14 protein-coding genes and 1 pseudogene are annotated in these 21,941 nt (G+C 41.6%); all 15 read left to right on the top strand.

Features of this window, described 5'->3' with window-relative positions; all coding sequences use genetic code 11:
- The first annotated feature begins 683 nt into the window (after window positions 1-683).
- The 15 genes and pseudogenes from BXY_RS09420 to BXY_RS09350 all read left to right on the top strand — a co-directional run bounded on the left by BXY_RS09420 (window position 684) and on the right by BXY_RS09350 (window position 21,253).
- Window positions 684-4,103, top strand: coding sequence for a TonB-dependent receptor (locus BXY_RS09420; RefSeq protein ID WP_008642598.1), 3,420 nt, complete (start codon window positions 684-686; stop codon window positions 4,101-4,103).
- A 20-nt stretch (window positions 4,104-4,123) separates the two neighbouring features.
- The gene (locus BXY_RS09415) at window positions 4,124-5,857 is read left to right on the top strand and encodes a RagB/SusD family nutrient uptake outer membrane protein (protein WP_008642600.1); all 1,734 of its coding nucleotides are present in this window, start codon (window positions 4,124-4,126) and stop codon (window positions 5,855-5,857) included.
- A 19-nt stretch (window positions 5,858-5,876) separates the two neighbouring features.
- The gene (locus BXY_RS09410; protein WP_004310723.1) at window positions 5,877-6,668 is read left to right on the top strand and encodes an endonuclease/exonuclease/phosphatase family protein; all 792 of its coding nucleotides are present in this window, start codon (window positions 5,877-5,879) and stop codon (window positions 6,666-6,668) included.
- 28 nt (window positions 6,669-6,696) lie between these two features.
- Complete coding sequence (locus BXY_RS09405) at window positions 6,697-8,853, top strand: alpha-N-acetylglucosaminidase (RefSeq protein WP_015531751.1); 2,157 nt, start codon at window positions 6,697-6,699, stop codon at window positions 8,851-8,853.
- A gap of 8 nt (window positions 8,854-8,861) precedes the next feature.
- On the top strand, window positions 8,862-10,004 hold the full coding sequence (locus BXY_RS09400) for a glycerate kinase family protein (RefSeq protein ID WP_015531750.1): 1,143 nt from the start codon (window positions 8,862-8,864) through the stop codon (window positions 10,002-10,004).
- Window positions 10,005-10,010: 6 nt separating this feature from the next.
- A complete protein-coding gene (locus tag BXY_RS09395) occupies window positions 10,011-11,267 on the top strand; it encodes a GntP family permease (RefSeq protein ID WP_015531749.1) in 1,257 nt (418 codons plus the stop codon).
- A 14-nt stretch (window positions 11,268-11,281) separates the two neighbouring features.
- Entirely contained in the window at window positions 11,282-12,367 is a 1,086-nt protein-coding gene (locus tag BXY_RS09390) for an acyltransferase family protein (RefSeq protein ID WP_008642604.1), read from the top strand.
- A gap of 6 nt (window positions 12,368-12,373) precedes the next feature.
- A complete protein-coding gene (locus BXY_RS09385) occupies window positions 12,374-14,557 on the top strand; it encodes an alpha-N-acetylglucosaminidase (protein WP_203462426.1) in 2,184 nt (727 codons plus the stop codon).
- 118 nt (window positions 14,558-14,675) lie between these two features.
- The gene (locus BXY_RS09380; protein WP_004317492.1) at window positions 14,676-15,257 is read left to right on the top strand and encodes an RNA polymerase sigma factor; all 582 of its coding nucleotides are present in this window, start codon (window positions 14,676-14,678) and stop codon (window positions 15,255-15,257) included.
- A 108-nt stretch (window positions 15,258-15,365) separates the two neighbouring features.
- Complete coding sequence (locus BXY_RS09375) at window positions 15,366-16,322, top strand: FecR family protein (protein WP_008642606.1); 957 nt, start codon at window positions 15,366-15,368, stop codon at window positions 16,320-16,322.
- A 31-nt stretch (window positions 16,323-16,353) separates the two neighbouring features.
- Window positions 16,354-17,127 carry an endonuclease/exonuclease/phosphatase family protein gene (locus BXY_RS09370; protein WP_004296439.1) on the top strand — a complete coding sequence of 258 codons (774 nt, stop codon included), beginning with the start codon at window positions 16,354-16,356 and terminating at the stop codon, window positions 17,125-17,127.
- Between the two features lie 7 nt (window positions 17,128-17,134).
- Window positions 17,135-17,914: a hypothetical protein gene (locus BXY_RS09365; protein ID WP_009038942.1), complete on the top strand. Its 780-nt coding sequence runs from the start codon at window positions 17,135-17,137 to the stop codon at window positions 17,912-17,914.
- 13 nt (window positions 17,915-17,927) lie between these two features.
- Window positions 17,928-19,458, top strand: a pseudogene (locus tag BXY_RS09360) (hypothetical protein).
- Window positions 19,459-19,698: 240 nt separating this feature from the next.
- Window positions 19,699-20,502 carry an inositol monophosphatase family protein gene (locus BXY_RS09355; RefSeq protein ID WP_015531746.1) on the top strand — a complete coding sequence of 268 codons (804 nt, stop codon included), beginning with the start codon at window positions 19,699-19,701 and terminating at the stop codon, window positions 20,500-20,502.
- Window positions 20,503-20,545: 43 nt separating this feature from the next.
- Window positions 20,546-21,253, top strand: coding sequence for a ComF family protein (locus BXY_RS09350; protein WP_008642613.1), 708 nt, complete (start codon window positions 20,546-20,548; stop codon window positions 21,251-21,253).
- Window positions 21,254-21,941: the final 688 nt, after the last annotated feature.

The raw sequence follows: 21,941 nt of genomic DNA, 5'->3' as shown, positions 1-21,941 counted from the left end.
TTCAGGGCAATCACATCCCTAAAAATTGATTCATTCCGGTACTATTTTGAGCTAAATTCATAGTTACAAGGACTAATCTAACGCAATACAGTTTTTAGTAATTCTTCTTAGAACTATTATTTTCTTCGTTCCCTAATGAGTTTTCGTTCCACTTAAGTGGAGCGATAGTTCAACTTAAGTGGTTCTATCGTTCGACTTAAGTAGAACGAAAACTGAAGTGCAGATCTAATTATTATTTATAAAAGCCAGGAAACTAAATACAGTATTAAGACAGGTTATCTCTTACTGACTATTGGAAGCTACTGTTTAGTTCATTTCCGTACCGGAATGAATCTATTTTTAAGGGTGTGATTGCCCTGAATCAAATCCCCAAAATTTTCAGATTGAGCCGGGTTCTGGTGGAATCACTCATATGTGAGGTGGATGTTGCTCATTCTTTTTCAGGTAAAGACACTAATTTATGCATTAAATGAGAAAATACGATATCCCCCCTTTATATTTTCTTTTAAAAACGATACCTTTGAAGTGTTTTCTTTCTTTTTTATCAAGTATGGATTGATTTCCGGCAAGTTCTCCTATATTTCCCGAATTAATATTCATTAACTTATTTGCCGTAATACTTTTTAATGCCTCTTGTGTATTAGCTAATAGATATTGAACTATTAACTTTAAAGACTAATATTATGGAAAAAGATTCTCCTTTTTCATCCACCGGCAGAAGGTGTATTGTAACCCTAATGTGCATATTTGTCACTGCTTTTGTTTATGCACAACAGCAAAAAATATCGGTTAGTATCAAAGAGCTTCCTCTTAAAGAGGCTATCAGTCAGATAGCAGAGAAGGCATTGATGAATGTAGCCTATAGCAAAGAATTTGTGGATACGAGTAGGAAAGTGTCATTGGAGGTAAAAGACACAGATGTAAGCAAAGCACTAACTCTTTTGCTAAAAGGGACTAACATTGGGTTCCGTTTCCTGGATGACAGTATTTTATTTTATAATAAAGAATATCAAAATAAAACTGAACCTGTTGATTCGCAAGGAGAGAAAAAGGAACTGTATGTGAAAGGTAAAGTTACTGACGAGAATGCGGAACCGATCATCGGAGCCACCGTATCGGTAAAAGGCTCGACTACAGGTACAATCACCGATATCAATGGTCAGTATTCCATCAAGGTACCCTATGGAAGTACACTTCGGTACTCATACGTCGGCTACCGTGAAGAAAGCGTCATAGCGAAAGCAACGGCAGTAAACGTAGTGATGAAAGAGAATGCTGTCAGCCTAGAAGATGTAGTAGTTGTAGGTTATGGCGTGCAAAAGAAAGTGAATGTAACAGGTGCCGTATCTATGGTTAAAGCGGAGGCTATTGAGAACAGGCCTATAACTAACGTAACTACGGGGCTGCAAGGATTGTTGCCTGGAGTTAGTATCGTTTCTTCTTCGGGGCAGCCGGGTGCTGTGCCCAGCATCAACATTCGTGGTACGGGAACTATTAACAGTAGTACAGCACCTTTGATCTTGATTGATGGAGTAGCCGGGGGAGACATCAACTTATTGAATCCTTCGGACATCGAAAGCGTATCCGTACTGAAAGATGCCGCCTCATCAGCTATTTATGGGGCACGTGCCGCTAACGGTGTTATTCTTGTAACGACTAAAAAGGGAGAAAAGAAAGAGCGTGTAGTATTTCAATATAACGGATATGCCGGATTCCAGACTCCCACAGCATTGCCCGAACTTGTTAACGGAAGGGAATACATGGAACTCTCCAACGAAGCCATGAGTGCTGCCGGATTTTCCAAGCCCTATACGCAAGAGGCTTTCGATAAATATGATTCGGGACTGTATCCCAACGAATATTCCAATACTGACTGGATTGACGAAATATACAAAAGCCGGGCTTTTCAAACGGGGCATAATGTGAGTGCACGGGGTGGAAGCGAGAAAACCGGATTTTTTATGTCGTATGGTTTTCTGGATCAGGATGGACTGGTTGTAGGTGACGGATATAGTTCCAAAAGACATAATGCGCGTATCAGTGTAAACACGGAGGTGTATGATCGTCTGAAACTGACCGGACAGATGAGCTATGTCGATTTCTATAAAAAGGACTTAGGTTATAGCGGCACATCAGGAGTATTCCGCCTGTCACAGCGTATGTCTCCGTTACTTCCCGTCATGTGGCAAATTCCTGACGAGAATGGCCGAATGGTGGATAGTGAGAACTGGTCGTACGGTTCGGTGCGTAACCCCTTGCAAGTAGCCTATGAGTCGGGAATGGAAGAACGGAAAACACGTGTGCTCAATGGTATTTTCAATGCAGATCTCAAAATTATAGACGGACTGAACGTAGGTATGCAGTACTCTGCAAATATATATACCCGCCAGGTGGATGAGTTTAACCCGAAGATGTTGTCTTATTACTCGGACGGTAGCCCGTTGAAAGCAAATGAAGATGCCAAGGACTATATCTCACAAAGCCATCTCGACGTTATGACCCAAACGTTGCAATTCACAATGAACTTTAATAGGACCATAGGACGCCACGAGTTGGGAGCATTGATGGGATTTTCGCAAGAGTGGGAAAACAGAAGCACACTGGGTGCTACGCGTGATAATGTGATGGTTGAGGATATTCACGTTATTAGTGCCGGAATGATTAATTTTATGAATAGCGGAACAAAAGACGAGTGGGCTTTGCGTTCTTACTTTGGTCGTGTCAACTATGCTTTTGACGGTAAATACCTGTTTGAAGCTAACCTGCGTGCCGATGGAACTTCAAGATTTGCCAAGGGCAATCGTTGGGGATATTTTCCATCGTTTTCGGCAGGATGGAACTTTTCACGTGAAAAATTTATGGAGTTCGCTACTTCGGTATTGAGCTCGGGCAAGCTGCGTGCTTCCTGGGGTGAGTTGGGAAATCAAAACATTCCCGGTAATTACTACCCCTACTTGTCACCTATCATAACCGAAGAGTCTTATCCTATCGGAGCTTCTAATACACCTGTTATGGGACTTTGGCAAAACAAAATCGGTAATCCCGACATCAAGTGGGAAACCATCCGCATGCTTAATTTCGGGGTAGACCTTAGTTTTTTGAACAATAGACTGAATGTGGACTTTGATTGGTATAAGAAAGAAAATATTGATGCATTGGTTCGTCCCGATGTTCCGGCTATTGTCGGGGTTTCCAGTAGTAACGTAGGTTATGTCAATCTTGGTAAGATTGATGTCAAAGGATGGGAACTTAATCTGTCATGGCGTGATAAGATCGGAAGTGTAAATTACAATCTCGGGTTCAATCTGTCGGACGCCCGTAATAAGATTACCGATTTGGGTGGAACTCCGGAGTCGCTGACCAGTACGGCTTCCGGTTCGTATCGTCGGGTAGGTGATCCGATAGGTGCTTTCTATGGTTATCTGACTGATGGGCTGGCGCAAGTGTATGACTTCGAATCGGTGAATACAACTACAGGTAAGTACCAGAAACCAAAATTTCCTCTTGTTGCATCACAAAACGGCATTGTACAGCCCGGAGATATTAAGTATCGGGACATCAGTGGTCCTGACGGCGCTCCCGACGGGGTAATTGATGACTACGACAAAGTGGTGTTTGGCGAGAAAGAGCCCCATTACACCTATGCAATCAAGGGTGGTTTGGAATGGAAAGGCATTGATTTCAGTTTCTATTTGCAAGGCGTAGGCAAAGTTGCCGGTTACCTTGAGGATGAGGCTCGACATGCGTTTATCAATGACTACTCAATTCCTAAAAAAGAGCATCTTGACAGATGGACGCCTATGAATCCAAATGCTTCTTATCCCAGACTTTATCAGTCGCAGGAGCACAACAGGCTCTTCAGTGATTACTGGAAAGAGGATGCATCGTACTTGCGCCTGAAGAATATTCAGATAGGTTATCGTTTTCCTGCCCGGATGGTGGCACCTCTTGGCATTAATAGTCTTAGAGTATATGCTTCGGCAGATAACTTGTTTACTAAAACCGATTACTTCGGAGCTTATGACCCTGAAGTGAGGACCACCAGCGGAGATGTCTATCCGCAAGTAAAAACCTATGTTTTTGGATTATCAATAACATTCTAACCTATTAAACGACTATAAAGATGAAATACTCAAAATACTTTTTAATCATTGCTTTCTTTGGTATAGTTACCTCATGTAGTGATTTTCTGGATAGAACGAACCCTAACGAGCCGGACAATGTAACATTCTGGGTGAATGAAGATCAGCTTAAAAATGCCTTGCCTCCCTGTTACGAAGCTTTACAAAAAGACTATCTCGTGAATTGGAGTGAATCGACGGCCGAAACTGTCATGTGGGGGAATATTACTAGTGGACTAAGTAAGGTTTCGGGAGGCAAGCACTCTTATACTGACGGCTTCCCCTTCACTACCTATTGGACAGGAGCGTATAGCTATATTTATCGCTGCAATAATTTTCTGGACAACTATAATAAAGCGCAGGTAGCTCAAAATAAGAAGGACGTTTATGCCGCAGAAGTAAAAACCATCCGGGCGCTTATGTACTTTTACCTCACGACATTTTGGGGTGATGTACCTTGGGTAGGAGAAGTCATCCAGCCCGAAGATGCATATATCGAACGTACTCCCAGAGAGAAAGTCATCGACCAGCTCGTCGAGGATTTGAAATGGGCGGCGGAGCGTATGCCTGAAGAAAGGTATACGGGCGATAAACTGGGAAGACTCGACCGTTGGGGCGCTTTAGCCATATTGGCACGTATTGCCTTGCAAAACGAAAGGTGGGAACTGGCTGCAAAAACGAGTGAGTATATCATCGAAAACAGTCCCTATGGCCTGTATGAATATGAAAAGCTATTTCATCACGAAGGAGATGTCGAGAATGATCCGAAAAATATCGAAGCCATCGTATATAGCCTTTTTGTACCTGAAATCCGTACACAAAGTCTGCCCAATGAAACTTGCAGTCCGACAGACTATATACGCCTCAATCCAACGAAGTCATTAGTGGATGCTTATCTGTGTACAGACGGTAAACCGGCAAAAACCGGATTGGAATATTATAAAAAGACCGGTGTGCAGACCTCATCGTTATACAAGTCGCCTGAAGAGCATTATGTGGATTATTTCCAGAACAGAGATCCTAGAATGAAGATGACTTTATATGCTCCGGGTGACAAATGGCCGGGAGGAGATGACGGTGATCCTGATACGGATAAGGCCAACGAGATATTTAATCTGCCTCGTTTTGCTTCATTGCAAGATAATAACCGTGTGGGGGCAAATAGCCGTACAGGTTTCTATCTGAAAAAGTATAACGATATTGATTTGGCCGGTTCGAGTGTGGGTGGGCATGGGAATCTCAATGTCATCCGCTTTGCCGAAATCTTGCTGATTTATGCCGAAGCCACTTTCGAACTACAAGGCAAGAAACTGACACAAACACAGATTGATTACTCCATCAACAGGCTTAGAGATCGTGTGAATATGCATCGTATGAACCTTGACGAACTTGGCGCATGGGGGATGGATCTCGAAACCGAATTGAGAAGAGAACGTCGCATTGAGTTGGCAGGTGAAGGAACAAGATACGCCGATGTGATGCGCTGGCGTGAAGGCGAACTTCGCTTTGGACGTGCCATCACCGGTCCCAGCCTGAAAGTTTGTATGAATGATTTGGGCGCCAACCCGTATCCCGATACCGGAGTAGATGAGTTTGGTGATGTTATCTACGAAAAGTCTACCGCGGAAGGCGGAGCACGCTACTTCGACGCAACGAAACATTATTTGTGGCCCGTGCCTAATCCCGAGCGTCAGAAGAATCCTCTGTTAGGACAAAATCCGGGCTGGGAAAAGTAATCATAAAAAAATAGAAACCATGTATTCAATGAAGAAATATTTATTATTGTTTTTATGCCTGACTTTGGGCGTTGCCTATGCGCAAGATACTCTACGGGTGCGGGTAATGACCTATAATTTAAGATTTGGCGAACTGGCATCTTTAGAGGAACTTGCTCATCACATCAAATCCTTCAAACCTGATTTTGTGGCGCTTCAGGAAGTGGATAGCAAAACAGACCGTAAGCGTACCCCGCATCAGAAGGGGAAGGATTTTATATCCGAACTTGCCTATCATACAGGGATGTTTGGGCTTTACGGAAAAACGATTGACTATTCTACCGGTTATTACGGTATTGGGATGTTAAGTAAATATCCATATATTTCTGTCCAAAAGATAATGCTGCCCCATCCGGTCAAAGAGCATGAGAGGCGGGCCATGCTGGAGGGATTATTCGAAATGGGTAATGATACCATTGTTTTTACCTCTACGCATCTGGACGTCAACTCTCAAGAAACACGGGCGGAGCAAATAAAATTTATTACCGGGCATTTCAAAAATTATAAATATCCTGTAATTTTGGGAGGTGATTTCAACGCGCGTCATTACTCGGAGGCAATACGTGGTATGGATAGCTGGTTTGCTGCAAGCAACGATGATTTTGGAATGCCGGCATGGAAACCTGTGATTAAGATCGATTACTTGTTTGCTTACCCGCAAAAAGGATGGCGTGTGATTAGTACACAAACTGTTCAGTCGCTTTTGTCAGACCATTTACCGATTATTACGGAACTGGAATATGTGAAAGAAGCATCGAAGAAAAAATATTGATACTCACTTATAACATTTATGATTTTCTATGATACATACAATAATCAAGTATTTATTGATTTCAACAACGCTTTTTTTCTGCTCATGCCACAAGCCTAAGACGGATATTATCACCCCCGCCAAACAGTTAATAGAACGTCAGATTGGGGAAAGAGCACAGTCTATCCACTTTGAATATATCGAACCATCCGACGGTAAAGATATATTCGAAGTGATAGCAAGCGACGGCCGGCTTACCCTAAGGGGAAGTAGCTCCGTTGCTATCTGTTACGCTTTTCATACGTACATGAAAGAGGCCTGCAAGAGTATGAAAACATGGAGCGGTGAACATATAACGTCGGTGATGCCGTGGCCCGATTATGAATTGTATGAACAAGTGTCCCCTTATGAGTTGCGCTATTTCCTTAATGTTTGTACATTCGGCTACACTACTCCTTACTGGGACTGGGAGCGTTGGGAAAAGGAAATTGACAGGATGGCTCTTTATGGTGTAAATATGCCCTTGGCTACCGTGGCCAGCGAAGCCATTGCGGAACGGGTATGGCTGCGTATGGGATTGAACAAAGAAGAAATCCGTGAGTTTTTCACTGCCCCTGCACACCTTCCCTGGCATCGCATGGGCAATTTGAACAAGTGGGACGGTCCCTTATCTGATGCATGGCAACAGAACCAAATCGCTTTGCAGCATCAAATCCTGACCCGTATGCGCGAGTTGGGTATGCAGCCCATAGCGCCTGCGTTTGCAGGTTTCGTGCCGGAAGGATTTGTGCAGAAACATCCCGACACACAATTCCGGCACATGCGGTGGGGTGGTTTTGATGAAGAGTACAACGCCTATGTATTGCCACCGGATTCACCTTTTTTCGAAGAGATAGGCAAACTGTTTGTCGAAGAGTGGGAAAAAGAGTTTGGAGAAAATACGTATTATCTCTCGGATAGTTTTAATGAGATGGAGCTGCCTATCGATAAGGAAGATAAAGAAGCGAAATATAAGTTATTGGCCGAGTATGGAGAAACGATCTATAAATCAATTGCAGCCGGAAACCCGGATGCCGTTTGGGTTACACAGGGATGGACATTCGGATATCAACATTCATTCTGGGATAAAGAATCGCTTAAAGCCTTGTTAAGCAATGTACCTGATGATAAAATGATTATCATTGATTTGGGCAATGATTATCCGAAATGGGTATGGAGCACCGAACAAACATGGAAAGTACATGATGGATTTTACGGAAAGAAATGGATATTCAGCTATGTACCCAACTTTGGCGGGAAAAACACCATGACAGGAGACTTGGACATGTATGCTAGTTCCTCGGTCAAAGCATTACGTGCCGCAAATAAAGGTAACTTGATTGGGTTCGGTTCTGCCCCTGAAGGACTCGAAAACAATGAGGTTGTTTACGAACTGTTAGCCGATATGGGATGGTCATCAGATAGTATCGACCTGGACGATTGGATGAAGATATACTGCGAGGCCCGTTATGGAGGATATCCCGATGCCATGGAGGAAGCTTGGAAACTTTTTCGGAAAACAGCATATAGTTCTTTATATTCATACCCCCGTTTTACCTGGCAAACCGTAATACCCGATCAACGGCGGATCAGTAAAATCGACCTTAGTGATGATTACTTGCAGGCTATACGTTTGTATGCTAGTTGCGCTGACGAACTGAAAAGCTCTGAATTATACAGAAACGACCTCATAGAGTTTGTTTCGTATTATGTAGCGGCTAAAGCTGAAAATTTTTATAAGCAGGCCTTGAAAGATGATTCGGAGAATCGTGTTCTCGCAGCGCAACGTAATCTGCAACAAACTGTTGATTTGTTGATGGACGTTGACAGGCTGTTGGCCTCTCATCCTTTATATCGATTAGAAGAATGGGTGGAACTTGCGCGCAATAGCGGAACAACTCTTCAGGAAAAAGATGCTTATGAAGCAAATGCCAAACGCTTGATTACAAGTTGGGGTGGTATTCAGGAAGATTATGCTGCCCGTTTCTGGAGCGGGCTGATTAAAGACTACTATATCCCTCGTATACAGCTCTATTTCACAAAAGACCGGAATAAAATCCGAGAATGGGAGGAGCAATGGATCACATCTCCCTGGAGCAACAGTACGACTCCGTTTGATGATCCGGTCGAGGCTGCATTGAGTTTAATAGAGAAAACAAATAAGTGATAGCTTTTATGAAAAAGATTGTATTGGCATTCGACTCGTTTAAAGGTTCGGTCGGTTCTTTTGAGATAGCAAAAGCTGCCGAAAAAGCGATTCAGGAGGAATTACCCGACTGTCAGATTATACGTTTCCCCATAGCTGATGGCGGCGAAGGGACTACAGAAGCTCTATGCTCTGCCCTTCATGCTCAAACGGTGTCATGTCGGGTGCATGATCCATTCATGAAGCCAATTGAAGTATCGTATGGCATCGTAAACAATGGTGCGATGGCTATTATCGAAATGGCCTCGGCCTGCGGTCTGCCATTGATTGATTCAAATCGAAGAAATCCCATGAAGACTACGACTTATGGAGTTGGAGAAATGGTTGCTGACGCATTAAAACGCGGGTGTCGGGAATTCATTATCGGGATCGGCGGAAGTGCTACGAATGATGCGGGAATAGGTATGCTGAAGGCTTTAGGTGCACGCTTTTTAGATAGCGGAAACGGTGAGTTGGAGCCTGTCGGCGAAAATCTGATAAAAGTTCATCAAATAGATATTTCCCAATTAAATCCGGCATTGAAGGAAAGTCATTTTACGATCGCCTGTGATGTTAGTAATCCATTTTTTGGAGAAGAGGGTGCGGCCTATGTATATGCTCCCCAAAAAGGGGCAAATAGTTTGCAAGTGATAGAGTTGGACAATGGGTTGCGGCATTATGTACAGGTGATAAAGGAATATACAAATATGGATATATCACAGCTTCCCGGTGCTGGAGCAGCCGGAGGAATGGGAGGCGGCTTACTTCCGTTTTTGAATGCAGAATTGCAATCCGGAATAGAAGTTATATTGAAAACGCTTCGTTTCGAGGAGGTCGTCCGACAGGCAGACCTGATACTGACCGGAGAGGGGAAGCTGGATCACCAGACTTGTATGGGAAAAGCGCTGGACGGAATCTTACGTGTCGGTGAGAGATGTCAGGTTCCGGTGATAGCGTTGGGGGGAGCGGTCGAAGCCACCGAAGCGCTTAATAGGATGGGGTTTACTGCCGTACTGCCTATTCAACCTTTTCCGGTAACACTTGAAGAGGCGATGCAACCGGAGTTTACGAAAGAAAACATAGAGAGAACGGTGCGACAGGTGGTGAGAATCATAAAACAATTTACTAAATAATACTCAATGACAGCGATAGGCGCATTAATCGGGCTTTCATTATCCATACTGTTAATCATAAGAAAGCTTTCTCCGATATACAGTCTGATTATCGGAGCGATAGTCGGAGGGTTGTTGGGAGGACTATCTTTAAATGAGACCGTAACGGTGATGACCGAAGGAGTGAAAGAGGTCACCCCGGCGGTATTGCGGATTCTGACAGCCGGAGTCTTGTCAGGCATATTAATACAAACCGGAGCTACCACGGTCATCTCCAATGCGATTATAAACAAAATGGGTGAAAAACGGGTATTTATGGCATTGGCACTCGCAACGATGTTGCTTTGTACGGTAGGCGTCTTTATTGATGTGGCTGTGATAACCGTTGCGCCGGTGGCTCTTTCGATAGGCAAGCGTCTAAACCTGTCTCCATCTGTGTTACTTATTGCTATGATCGGGGGAGGTAAATGTGGAAATATCATATCACCTAACCCGAACACCATTATAGCAGCCGGAAATTTTAATGCAGATCTATCGGCTGTAATGTTTGCCAATATTTTACCGGCAGTGATCGGTTTGTTTTTCACTGTTTTTGTTATTGTCCGTCTGATGCCTCAAACAGTGAAAAACAAAAAAACGATGATGCAAACAGAGGATAAAGAGGAAGAGAGAAATTTGCCCTCGTTAAGAACCAGTCTGATTGCTCCTGTTGTTACGATTGTTTTATTGGCATTACGTCCTGCGGCAGGAATCAATATTGATCCTTTGATAGCTTTGCCGGTAGGTGGTTTATGTGGTGCTATCTGTATGAAACAATGGAAAAATATTCTTCCGAGTATAGAATATGGACTGCAAAAGATGTCTGTGGTAGCTATTCTGTTGATAGGAACCGGAACTATTGCCGGTATCATAAAGAACTCTTCTTTGAAAGATTGGATTCTTACAGGATTGGATCATGCTCATATGAGTGATGCATTGATTGCTCCTATATCAGGCGCGTTGATGTCGGCGGCTACCGCATCGACAACAGCCGGAGCGACACTGGCTTCTTCTTCGTTCGCTGAAACGATATTGGCTATAGGCATTTCTGCGGTTTGGGGAGCGGCTATGATTAATTCCGGAGCTACAGTTCTTGACCATTTGCCACATGGTTCGTTCTTTCATGCGACAGGAGGCGTATGCGAACTCAATTTTAAGGAACGTCTGAAGCTGATACCTTATGAATCGCTTATAGGGATAGTGTTAGCTGCCGGAACGACTATTTTATATATAATAAGTAATTAAAAGAATCAAATATTATGAATCCGAACAAACGGTTACTTTCGCTTGATGTACTTCGGGGTATTACTGTTGCCGGGATGATCTTGGTCAACAATACAGGAAAGTGCGGGTATAACTTTGCCGCTTTTGCACATGCCAAGTGGGATGGCTTTTCGCCGGCCGATCTGGTATTTCCGATGTTTATGTTCCTGATGGGTATTTCGACCTACATCTCTTTGTGTAAGTATGACTTCCAGTGTCGACCGGCCATTACGAAAATCATAAAAAGAAGTCTCTTATTAATATTTATAGGTCTGGTTATGGAGTGGTTCATTACATCAATCGATAGTGGTAACTATTTTGATTTGAGTCAGCTCCGGTTGATGGGAGTTATGCAACGGCTTGGGATTTGTTATGGTATTACAGCCTTATTGGCCGTAGCAATACCGCATAAGCGTTTTATGCCATTAGCTATTATCTTGCTGATTGTCTACTTTATTTTTCAGTTATTTGGAAACGGATTTGAAAAGAGTGCGGATAATATCGTCGGGATGATTGATTCGGCTATTTTAGGGGCTAACCACATGTATCTTCAGGGCCGCCAGTTTGTCGATCCCGAGGGGATACTTAGTACGATTCCCGCTGTGTCTCAAGTAATGATCGGTTTTGTTTGCGGAAAGATAATCATCGATATTAAAGATAATGACCGCCGGATGCTGAATCTATTCCTTATAGGTACCACGCTGTTGTTTGCCGGCTATTTGTTAAGCTATGCCTGTCCTTTGAATAAACGTTTGTGGTCTCCTTCGTTTGTTTTGCTTACTTGTGGGATTGCGGCATTGTCATTGGCATTGCTACTTTATATCATTGATGTGAAGCAGAATAAAAAGTGGTTTTCGTTTTTTGAAGCATTTGGAGCGAATCCGCTTGTAATTTATGTGTTTAGTTGCATAGCCGGAGGATTGCTTGTGCATTGGCATATCCATACGGCTGTATTCAATAATTTGCTTAACCCGTTATTCGGAAATTACTTCGGTTCATTTATGTACGGTGTATTTTTCCTCTTGTTCAATGGGCTGTTGGGATATATTTTGTTAAAAAGAAAAATCTATATAAAATTATAAATCAGAATGAAAAGAAAAAGTGTATACACGTGTCTGGTTATGCTGCTTATGTCGTTGGCTCTTCAGGCTAAAGACAAAGACGTAGCTGTTGCGGAAGCATTATTGAAACGTTTGCTGCCGTCATACATCGAGAGTTTTCAGTTTCAAAAATTAAAAGGAGAGAAAGACTGCTTTACGATAGAGTCCGTAAAAGATAAAATTGTAATCGGTGGAAACAACGCCAATTCAATGGCGATGGGACTGAACCATTACTTGAAATATTACTGTCTCACTACAGTGTCATGGTATGCGGATATAGCCGTTGAAATTCCTGAAGAATTGCCGATGGTTGGTGAGAAGGTCGTTTCGGAAGCGAGAGTGGATACTCGCTTTTTCCTGAATTACTGCACGTATGGTTACACGATGCCTTGGTGGCAATGGAAAGAATGGGAGCGCTTTATTGACTGGATGGCCCTTAATGGTATAAATATGCCTTTGGCAATTACCGGACAAGAAGCTGTGTGGTATAAAGTCTGGTCGAAAATGGGAATGTCGGACATCGAAATACGCTCTTACTTCACGGGACCACCGTATCTGCCCTGGCATCGGATGGCTAACATAGATCGTTGGAACGGTCCGTTGCCGATGGAATGGCTGGAACACCAGGTAAGCTTGCAGAAAAAAATACTCGCACGTGAGCGTGAATTGAATATGAAGCCCGTATTACCAGCCTTCGCCGGACATGTACCTGCCGATTTAAAACGGATCTATCCCGAGGCCGATATTCAACATTTGGGCAAATGGGCCGGCTTTGCTGATGCATACCGTTGTAACTTTTTGAACCCTAACGATGCTTTGTTTGCGAAAATTCAGAAACTATTTCTTGATGAACAAAAAAAACTTTTCGGAACCGATCATATTTATGGTTTAGATCCTTTCAACGAGGTTGACCCGCCCAGTTTCGAACCCGAATATTTGCGGAAGATAGCTTCGGATATGTACGCTACATTGACGGCTGCCGATCCCAAAGCCCAATGGATGCAAATGACGTGGATGTTTTATTTTGATAAAGATAAATGGACTTCCGAGCGAATGAAGGCTTTGCTGACAGGAGTGCCACAGAATAAAATGATATTACTTGATTATCATTGTGAAAATGTTGAATTATGGAAAAGAACAGAGCATTTTCATAATCAGCCCTATATTTGGTGTTATCTGGGCAATTTCGGTGGAAACACGACTTTGACAGGTAACGTCAAAGAAAGTGGCGCACGACTTGAGAATGCTCTCATTAACGGTGGAGGCAACCTTAAAGGAATCGGCTCTACGCTGGAAGGATTGGATGTGATGCAATTTCCCTACGAATACATTCTTGAGAAAGCATGGAACCTGAATGTAGATGATAATAAATGGATTGAATGTCTGGCTGACAGACATGTGGGATGTGTGTCGCAGTCTGTGCGCGATGCTTGGAAACGATTATTCAATGACATTTATGTACAGGTGCCGCGCACATTGGGTACTTTACCCGGGTATCGCCCTGCATTGAATAAGAACAGTGAAAAACGGACAAGTAATGTGTATAGCAATGTTGAACTACTAGAGGTCTGGAGAAAACTGAATGAGGCACCTTCTGACCGGAGAGATGCTTTTCGCCTGGATTTGATTACTGTAGGCAGACAGGTGCTTGGAAACTACTTTCTTGATGTGAAAATGGAGTTTGACAGGATGGTTGAAGCTAAAGACCATCAGGCTTTGAAAGCTTGCGGCGAAAAAATGAAGGAGATATTGAATGATTTGGATAAGCTGAATGCCTTTCATCCTTATTGTTCGCTGGATAAATGGATTGATGATGCGCGGAAGATGGGAGATTCTCCCCAGTTGAAAGACTATTATGAAAAGAATGCTCGCAACTTGATTACTACTTGGGGTGGAAGCCTGAACGATTATGCCAGTCGTTCGTGGGCAGGACTGATAAGTGATTATTATGCAAAGCGCTGGGAGGTGTATATCGATACATTTATCAAAGCAGTTGGGGAAGATGTAGAGGTGGATCAGAAGCAACTTGAAGATGAATTAAAAGAAATAGAAGAAGGTTGGGTAAATGCAACTGATCGGAAGGATGTTCGAAAAGATGTTCATTCAACAACTGACGGATTATTATCATTCTCCACTTTTTTGTTCAGCAAATATCAAAGACTGGTGAAATAAATAAGAGACCTGTTTCATTTGTTGCTCGCGAATCATGCTATATCAGAAAGAATTAATATATTTGAAAGTAAGGACTTGATATAATAAGCTTTTTATTTTCATATTTAAAATGATTAAGATGTCCCAGAAATACTCACAGGATGAAGCCCAAGCTTTGGTTAAGGCTCTGAAAGAGGGGAACCAGCTGGCATTTAGTATTGTGTACAAGACGTATGCGGCGCAGACCTTTTCTTTGGCATTTAAATATTTGCTGAATAAAGAATTGGCTGAAGATGCTGTGCAGAACTTATTCTTAAAACTCTGGCTGAAAAAAGAAGAAATCGACGAGACAAAACCTATAAACAGATACCTTTTTACAATGTTGAAGAACGATCTGCTCAATACGTTGAGAGACTCAAAGAAAAATATCTATTTACTTGAGGATTGCCTTTCAATGGTTTTGGAATTGGAAGACAATTCTCAAAACGAAAACCTTAAACAAGAACAAATGAACATCATACAGCAAGCTCTTGAGCAACTTTCGCCACAACGCCGCAAGGTTTTTGAAATGAAAGTTTCGGGAAAATACTCCAATCAGGAAATAGCCGATAAACTTAATCTTTCGATCAATACAATTAAATTTCAATATAGCCAATCTTTGAAGCAGATTCGCGCGACAGTGGGAGAGCTTAGCCTATTGTTGCTTTATTGTATGATGTAGTTTTATCTCTTTTTGCTGAAATGGAACGTTCTTTTGAATTAACACGGTTTAACGTAGTCTGTATAATACTTTTTTGTAACAGTGTGTATTACTAATAGATATTGAAATATGAAATCAAAAAAGAAACATACAAGTCAGGACCTTGAAATAGTTGACGGCATCGGGAAATATATGGATGACGACATTCAGAGGATAATAGAAGGCAAACAGCTCGAATTGGGCGACAGAGAATTGCCTCCTTTTGATGAATATCGCATTTATAAGAATATTCAGGAAGCCGTGATGCGGGAAGAAAAACGAAAGAACAGGAGAATAAGGATGCCATTGTTCTTTAAGTGGACGGTAGCCTGTGCAATTGTTTTGCTTGTGATAGGTGTAGGATATAATTTCTATCAAAGTCATAGTGAGGCAAACCTTGTTTATCGGGAGGTCTGTGCTGTAAGGGGTGAAAAGCTACTCGTATTACTTCCTGATGGTAGCCGGGTGTGGTTAAATGCCGATTCTAAATTGACTTATCCGGAACAGTTTGCAAAATACAACAGGAATGTTACGCTGGAAGGAGAGGCTTATTTTGAGATAGCAGAAAACAAGAAATCCCCTTTTCTGGTACTTGCCGAGAATGTGAAAATACAAGTGACGGGAACGTGTTTCAATGTAAAAGCATACGCTTCGGATAAGGTAATCAAAACTACACTCGACGAAGGAAGTATAAATATCGGGCATGTGCAAAGCCGCAGGCCTATGCAGCAAATGCTTCCCGGACAAACTGCAGTTTATGAAAAAAGGAGTAATGTAATAAAAATAAAAACTGATAGATATCACGATGATGCTTCGAGTTGGAAGAGCAACCGGCTTATTTTCAGAAATGCATCATTGAAAGAGGTGCTTACAACACTCTCGCGGCATTTTGATATAGAGATTACAGTTAAAAACGAAAAGATTGCTTCGTTTACGTACGACTTTGTTTGTAAAGGGAACGACCTGAACTATGTGTTGGAAGTGATGCAATCCATAACACCGGTTAGCTTTAAAAAAATATCAGAATATACATATACCGTTGAATAAGTAAACTTAATCTAATAACAAAAACAAATTTATGAAAGCACTTTTAAAGCCCATTGTATGGGTATGCCTTTTCTTCTTTGCGTATCAAAGTACGTATGCGCAGGCTCTTAAAATAATGAGCTATAATTGCCGGATGTCCGGGGAAATGACCGGTTACTCGGTGAAGGAGTATGCTGTATTTATCAGGAAATACAATCCGGATGTTGTAATGTTGCAAGAGATAGATTACAACACAAAAAGGAACAAAAATCAGGATTTCACCACTCAACTGGCTGCGGAGTTGGGATTGTTTTCCGTATTCGGGAAAGCGATGGATACTGGTGGTGGAGAATATGGAGTAGCTATCCTTTCAAAATATCCTTTTGTTTATATCAATAACAAAACTTTTGAAGGGATAGACGGAGCCAAAGAACCCCGGACGCTATTATATGTAGATATTCAGGAGCCGGGAACTTCAGACGTAATCAGGATAGGAACGACTCACTTGGATCATTCGACAGACCTGATAAGGAGCGCAATGGCCGAACAGATTAATGAGCGGATTGGTACGGGAGATACCCCGACACTGCTGGGGGGAGATTTTAATGCCCGGACCGACTCTAATGTGATTTGTGAGGTAATGAAGAACTGGCAGAGAATCTGTGATGATACATTCACCTATCCCGCAGATCAGCCGACAATCAAGATTGATTATATATTCGGACTTCCACAGAATAAGTGGAAAGTGAAGTCGTTTAAAGTTTTATCTAATCCGGAAGTATCTGACCACAGAGCTTTGTTTGCTGAAGTTGAATTTGTAAAATGAATGAAATATGAAATCAAACTATCTATATCTGCTATTTATATGTATCATCTCTTGCCTGTTCGTTTCGTGTAGTGATGAGGATAACAAGGGAGAAGAAATTCCGGAATGGAACCGGTTCAGAACAACTAACGTATTGGTTTATGCGCACTTGTCAGAGCAAAATTTATTTAGCTCTTGTAGTTATAAAGAGGTGGCGTCATCTATCAGAAACACTGTTCATGCAGTGGCATTGTTGGACAGGACGAACGCTGTCTATGGGCAAACTGCAATCATAAATACGGGTACGGAGACTGCTAGAGAGAGCAAGAAAGTGCCGGTGTTTGTACCTGTCAGCTATAGTAACGGAGAGAAAAAGATAATCGGCAGTACTGTGCTTTTTCCTTCTACTATTTCCGAAATGACACAATATGTAGTAAAAAACGATTGCAGATATCTTGAAACAAAAACAGAAGCAGTGAACGGAATAGATATGCTCTTCTGTTCTGTATCATTAAATAGTGAAGACCTTATAGCTCCGGCTGTCGACGTTTTCAAGAAAAAGGTAAACGAACAGACGGTTCTGGTAGGCACTGTTAAACGTGCGTTATTGCCTAATCTTGAGTCGGCAATTACTTCTAACTTAACTTCTGATACCTATTCTTTCGTAGAAGTGGAAAATAGAAATAGAGACTCCGAGTATTGTATATTTGTCCTGACTTCACATAAATGGGCTTTTAGGGGGGTAACCGAAACAAGTGTAAGCGGAGATTTACATTGTTTTCAATTACAAATCGAATCTTTAAAATAAAAAATGAACGGTCATGAAGCAATATATCAAAAATATAATGATCCTGATACTTGCCCTTCCATGGGGTTTGTTGTTGACAAATTGTAGTGATAGTAAGTCTGATTATTCGGACGACAACGCGTATCCGCCACCTACTGTAGAACTCACTTCTCCTTCCGAGATAGATGTGGTGGAGTATAACTCGACGGTGACTGTATCTGCCAGAAGTTTCTCTGCTGTGGGTATACACAGTATATATGCTACCTTGTTGAAGATGGATGAGAATGGAGAATATGAAGAGATAAACGCGACTGAACGTCAACGTTTAAAGATAGATACTCTGCAAACTGATATGACACTTGAATTTGACTTGAATGTCAAGGTCAACACGCGTGAAGCAGCCGGGATACTGGTAACATCAACGGACGTTTTGACAAAAACGGCACAAAAGGTAATACCTATTAAAAAGATAACCAAACTTCCATCCCAGATATTCACCGAACCATCAGATTTCCCTGTTTTAGTACCCGATGAAGAGGTTTCTCTCTCTGTAGTGATTCGTTCTGCTGTGGGCATTAAGTCTATAAAACATACGTTGTGTAATAAAGTACTGGGTGACCTGAAGGAATATACGACTATTCCGGTATCAGGCAATCCGTTGGAAATGGAGTTTATTTTGAAAACTGTCGTAGATAATAAAGATACTGGTGGAATTAAGATTGTGGTGGAAGATATAGAAGGGTTGAAAGAGGAAAAGATTATCAATATCGAAGGTCTTGAGGGTGTTGACAATAATGTTGCGCTTGTTTTCAGCGATATCGAAATGGCACCCGAATGGGAACATTCAACAGAACCGGATCAACCTTATATTTTCTCCATAGAGGGAATAATGATACGGGGTGTGCAGAAACATGTATTAAGCTTGAAGGAAATTAAAGGATATGGCTCAAAGGCAAATAGCGTAGACTTTGCTTTCATCAATATATGGAGAAATCCGAGCTTTGTTGCCGTTAAAAACAGAGGTTTCTCTTATGTCAGTGCGTCAAGAATTAATGGAGGGCCGATAGGGAGAGCTTATGATGTGAATGACTGGATCAAACCGGCAGGTGTTGCTACCAACAAAACGTTGTTTACTCTTATACCTGATGATAAGGTTACTGATCTTGGTATTGATGTGATGATGGCGAACGCGGCTTCGGACGTCAAGACTTTTGAGGCGTTGAATGTATTGGAAAGTATAGCTAAAGGAGGTGCCGATATGTTAATGCAAAGAGTCAATGCGTCTGATGGATATCCGAATGATCCTTGTAGTTTGCAGATAAAAGACGGTTCTTATATTGCCTTTGTTACTGCGGCGGGCAAATACGGTGTCATTCATGTTATTGAAGCCGCAAACGATATGGATGCATTAGTTGCCGGAGGATGTAAAATAGCTACTCCTACAGGAGTGGTAGGAAGCCAGGGGCCAGCCTATTCGGGAGCTGGCATAACCGGACTCACTTATGACGGTGTGGCATTACTCTATGGACGTACCTGTAAGTTGAAAAATTGTGGTTCAGAAGTAATGTTGTTATAAATTAAGGAATAAAGGACAATACATTTATATTTTGATGTAAAAGTAAAGAAAGGTCGGCTCATAAAAGAAAATGAGTCGGCCTTGTTTTTAGATGTCTTTTTAAATATTGGTTATAATAGTTTTGATGTTATCTCATTAATTTGCGTATCAAACACGAAAATATTATTTTCCTTTATGCTTTTTGCCGGAAAAGCTATAACTTCGAAGCACTTTTTAATTTGAATAATAAATGTTAGATTTGAAGCAGCTTACAACTGATGTATGCCGGATTGCTACCGAAGTTGGATATTTTTTGAAAGAAGAACGAAAGAACTTCCGTCGTGAGCGTGTGGTGGAAAAACATGCACACGATTATGTGTCTTATGTGGATAAAGAATCTGAAGTGCGAGTGGTGAAAGCCCTTACTGCTTTATTGCCTGAAGCGGGATTCATTACAGAAGAAGGCTCTGCCACTTATCAGGATGAACCCTACTGTTGGGTGATTGACCCCTTGGATGGAACCACGAATTATATTCATGATGAGGCTCCTTATTGTGTGTCCATCGCTTTACGTAGCCGTATCGAACTTCTTTTAGGTGTCGTTTATGAAGTTTGCCGGGATGAATGTTTTTATGCTTGGAAAGGCGGAAAAGCGTTTATGAATGGTGAAGAAATTCATGTGTCGAACGTTGAGGACATCAAAGATGCATTTGTCATTACAGAATTACCTTATAATCATCTGCAATATAAACAGACTGCTCTTCATCTCATCGATCAGCTTTATGGGGTAGTGGGCGGTATTCGGATGAATGGCTCGGCTGCTGCCGCAATCTGCTATGTGGCTATTGGGCGTTTTGATGCTTGGATGGAAGCATTTCTCGGAAAATGGGATTATTCTGCGGCAGCACTGATTGTTCAGGAAGCGGGAGGAAAGGTGACTGACTTTTATGGTGAAGATCATTTCATAGAAGGACATCATATTATTGCAACGAATGGAAATCTTCATCCTGTCTTTCAGAAACTCCTGTCAGAAGTCCCTCCATTGAATATGTAGTTGCAATATGTAGTTGCTATTGCAGTTTTAAATCTCTATTATTATGAAACACACATTTCTTATCAAAGACTGGCTTAGTTCTTTCTTATCTTTGCTATTTCCCCGTTGCTGCGTTGTTTGTGGCCGGCCGTTAGCAAAGGGTGAAGAATGTATCTGTACAGAATGTAATATCAATCTACCCCGTACTAATTATCATCTTCGAAAAGATAATCCGGTAGAGCGGCTCTTCTGGGGACAAATCCCTTTGGAACGGGCTACTTCTTTTTTCTTTTATGAGAAAGGAAGCGACTTCCGGTTGATTCTTCATAGGTTGAAATATGGTGGACAAAAGGAAATAGGTGCAATTATGGGGCGGTATATGGCTGCCGAACTTTTGTCTTCCAATTTTTTTCAGGGAATTGATGTGATAATCCCCATACCGCTTCATAAGAAAAAACAGCAAATCCGTGGTTATAATCAGAGTGAGTGGATTGCTCGTGGTATTGCTGCTGTAACAGGAATCCCCATCGATACAGAATCAATATTACGTAAGAAAAATACGGAAACGCAAACGCGTAAATCTGTGTTTGAACGTCGGGATAATGTGGAAGGTATCTTTGAACTTCAGCATCCCGAAACACTTGCAGGGAAACACATACTGATAGTTGACGATGTGTTGACTACTGGTTCTACTACTCTGGCATGTGCTTCCTGTCTGGTAGATGTGGAGGATATACGGATTAGTATATTGACGTTGGCAATGGTGGAATAAATATGTATATCAGTACCCTAATTCATTATAGGTATTCAACGAAAATGAAAATAATCTGTGTGAATCTGTGTAATCCGTGGTGAACTCTAAATTAGCATTTAGCTTGTTTCGGTACGGAAATAACCAAAAATACTGTCGCTGACAATAACTCGTCAATATGCAGCTTTTATCTCTTTCTCTTGCTTATATTATTTTTTCAATTGCCTAACGAATTATCGTTTGACAACTGTTGAACGAACGCTTGACAGATGTTGAACTATCGCTTAACAATTGTCAAACGAAAACTCCTTAGGCAATGAAATAACTATTAATAGGTAAACGTTCGCTTAAAAATAACTAATAAAATCATTAGTGGTAATTGATTCCAAACGGTACGGTTATAAATTTATTCCATATCATTATATTTTAGACACGATAAGATTATCATTGAAATATATTTCAACATATACATTCCTACGATAGAAGTGTCAAAAATAAAAGAGACGAACAATTTCCTTAATTTAAGTTTAGGACTTTATCAGTCGATTCGTTTCTCGGTGTCGAAAAGGTTGTTTCTCGGTGAGAAACGGGCCGTTGGTTTTAAAGGAAATTATAGAATTGTAACCGGTTGGATACCAGTGGTTTATAAAGTAGTGCTATCTATCAGAAATACATAGGAGTTTTATTGACATTTTTTGCAACACTGTTT

This window comes from Bacteroides xylanisolvens XB1A, assembly GCF_000210075.1.
GTDB classification, from domain to species: Bacteria; Bacteroidota; Bacteroidia; order Bacteroidales; family Bacteroidaceae; genus Bacteroides; species Bacteroides xylanisolvens.
This window is presented reverse-complemented; position numbering and strand designations above follow the sequence as displayed.